Here is a 2,761-nt window from a genome sequence, read left to right on the forward strand (position 1 = left end):
TAACCCTGACGGAAGCTCACCACCCCCTGGTCAGAAGCCTGCTCCTACCTGCGGGCCTCTCGGTCGAGCCGGTGGCTCGGGTGGCCGGCCGAACGGCTACCGACACCCGCAGCATACCCACAAAAAGTCACCCCGTACACCCCCAACAAGCCCTGACCCACCCTCCAACTGACGGACCAACACCCGAACCCATGACCGGATCCCAAAACCACCACACGGTACCCCTAACTCTGCTACCGTCTGAAGACAACCACCCGGCATCGCTCCCGTGCATCAAAACTCCTCACTGTGTAGAGCGACCGGAACAAGCGGACCACCGGACAGGGCCGGGATGAGTGGGGAACAATGAGCGCACCGCTTAACCGAATCGAGGGGATGAATCCGTGAACGAGCAGGACGAGAAAACTGTAGATGTATTGGTGGAAGCCATCGACCGATTCTTTAGGGAGGTGGATCCCGATGAGTTCGAGTCGGAAGATCTTGCGTGGTCTCTCTTGCGGGCTCTAAAGCGGGCCGAGGCTCTCAACTCGTCCGACTAGCCAAACGGCCCTCTGCTCGGGAAACCAGAGCAGAGGGCCTCCAGAAAACAACTCACCTCAGGATAGTGAGGCACGCCCTTTCATTCCGGTGCTCGAACTCAACACATAGCCTGCTCTTGTGCGGGAAACTCCGTCCGATCCTCCAGTTCGCATATTCGTGTTTCCATCCGGCGCTTGAGCGTGATTGCGTGGACTTCCAGCCCGTCACGTCTCGGACCCACCGGCCACCGCGCCACAGGGACACCTGTGCCCGCGCGCCGGGGTACCAGCCGTCAAGGGTGGCGCGCACCTCCTGGACGTGGAGGCCGGGACCGATGACGCCGATGCCGACCGGCCCCGAGGACGCGCCCCCGGTCGCCTGTGCCGGTCCCGCCGCCAGGGCGAGGAGCGCAGCCGCGCTTGCGTTGATCACGTGCTTTCTCATAGCGGGCTCAACCACGGTCGCCGTGAAGGCGTCACGACTGTTTGCCGTACTGCTTGCCGTCAGGGTGGGGCCGGGGGCAGCCTCCGCCCGCTTAGGGTGTGCGCATGCTGATTGCCAGCCTGAAGCCCAGGACGATGGGCGGCACGACCAATACGGGGCTCCTGGCCTATGCCCTGGCGCGGGCTGGCCATCCCGTGACCTGTTACGACGCTGACGAGTCGCTACAACTGGCGGCGTGGGCGCGGGATGCCGGCGACTTCCCGTGCCCGGTGCACGAGGCGGACACCCCCGCGTTCGCGGAAACGGTCTTCCCGACGATGGACCACAGCCGGATCAACGTCGTGGATGCCGGGCACGCCGAGAACCACCCGGACATCGTGGACTCAATCCTCGAGGTGGCGGACCTGGCCATCGTGACGCTCTCGCCCACACAGCCGGACTACGAGCGCTTGACCAAGCCGGAGCGCGGTACCCCACTGGCCAAGGTCATCCGGCGATCCGCCGCCCTGCGGGACAACGGGCAGCCGCCAACTACGGTCGTGCTGCTGAACCGCTGCCAGGCCGGGGCAGCCAGCCCGAAGAAGTACGCCGACCTGCTGGCGAACGGCGGCAAGGACGGCACCGAGCCGAGGTGGACGGTCCTGTCCACCCGGATCCCGCGCCGCGAGGGCATCGCATCCGCGGTGGGCTTTCCCTGCGACAAGCCCGAGCGGAAAGCGCCGTATGACGCGCTGGTCACCGAGTTGACCAGGTTGGGGCACCTCCCGGAGGTGAGGCGGGGCGTATGAGCACGGACATTGTTAGTCGGCGGGACCGTGCCCGCGCTTTCGTACCCGAGCTGATCCCCGAGCCGGCAGACCTGGACCGAACCGGGCCGCTCGACGCGAAGGAGCAGCAGCAGCTCGATCGGATCCATGCCGCCCGCGACCACCACCAGGCCGCGAAGTGGATGCGGGGCAAGGCGCTGGAGGCCGCATTCCGGCGCCGTCTGTACCGGGGTGAGGACGGGCAGCGGACCCGGCAGCAGTACCTAGACGACGAATGGGACGGCATGAGCGAGTCCGCCGCCTACTTGGAGATCAAGGAGTGGCGGTTGGCGGCGCAGATCGCTGAGACCTGCGAGCGGCCGGCTCCGGATTCCCACGTCCGTGCCCTGGTGGACGTGGCCGAGGCGCAAGGCTGCGAGACGGTCGCCCGCTGGTATGGCGAGCTGCGCCGCTGCGGTAAGGAGACTGGGCGCCGAGTTACCGCTGAGGTGGTGGCCAACCTTGCCGACTACCTGGATTCTGGCGCCACACTGGGGGAGCTGAACAGCCTGTTCGTGCCTCGGCAGCTGCCGGCCGCCGAGCCGCCCCGCAAGCCGTCTGCCGCCAACGGGCGGGCGAAGCAGGTGGGGCGCGGTGCCGGGGAGCCGGTGACGGGAACGGTCGTGCACCATGGCGCATTCCAAAATTTTGGAATGAACGGCTCCGGGACTCCTGACAGCCGACCGGGCGCCGACCCGGCAGGGGAGTCACAGCGGTGGGCACTGAGTGCGGGACATGTTGACTGGCTGAGTACGTGGCTCACGGTCGAGGCGCAGAAGGCCGGGATCACTCCGGGACGAGCGGCCGATCTCCTGGTAGAGGCCCTCGCCGACGGGCCGGTGCGGGACTGGATCCGAGCCCGTGCCGAGACGCAGTTGGCGGATCCGCTCAGGCGCAAGGACTGACGGTAAGACTGGTCCCGCCCGCTCATTCCAAAATTTTGGCGGCGAACCCGGCCCCCACGACCCGCCCGCGCCCACCGGTGAGCCCGC

3 protein-coding genes are annotated in these 2,761 nt (G+C 67.0%); all 3 read left to right on the plus strand.

From position 1 onward, the window contains the following. Window positions 1-383 precede the first annotated feature (383 nt). The 3 genes from ABZZ38_RS30390 (at window position 384) to ABZZ38_RS30400 (ending at window position 2,674) form a co-directional block, all read left to right on the plus strand. The gene (locus ABZZ38_RS30390) at window positions 384-539 is read left to right on the plus strand and encodes a hypothetical protein (RefSeq protein ID WP_356745763.1); all 156 of its coding nucleotides are present in this window, start codon (window positions 384-386) and stop codon (window positions 537-539) included. A gap of 528 nt (window positions 540-1,067) precedes the next feature. After that, entirely contained in the window at window positions 1,068-1,751 is a 684-nt protein-coding gene (locus ABZZ38_RS30395) for a plasmid partition protein (RefSeq protein ID WP_356745765.1), read from the plus strand. After that, window positions 1,748-2,674, plus strand: coding sequence for a hypothetical protein (locus tag ABZZ38_RS30400; protein ID WP_356745767.1), 927 nt, complete (start codon window positions 1,748-1,750; stop codon window positions 2,672-2,674). Before ABZZ38_RS30395 ends, ABZZ38_RS30400 begins: the two co-directional genes overlap by 4 nt. Window positions 2,675-2,761: the final 87 nt, after the last annotated feature.

The sequence above is a fragment of the Streptomyces sp. NPDC006368 genome (genome assembly GCF_040612535.1).
Classification (GTDB): domain Bacteria; phylum Actinomycetota; class Actinomycetes; order Streptomycetales; family Streptomycetaceae; genus Streptomyces.

Bases quoted from the DNA above. Each gene is read 5' to 3' on its own strand.
- ABZZ38_RS30395 (WP_356745765.1), top strand. From the start codon at position 1,068: ATGCTGATTGCCAGCCTGAAGCCCAGGACGATGGGCGGCACGACCAAT.
- ABZZ38_RS30400 (WP_356745767.1), top strand. From the start codon at position 1,748: ATGAGCACGGACATTGTTAGTCGGCGGGACCGTGCCCGCGCTTTCGTA.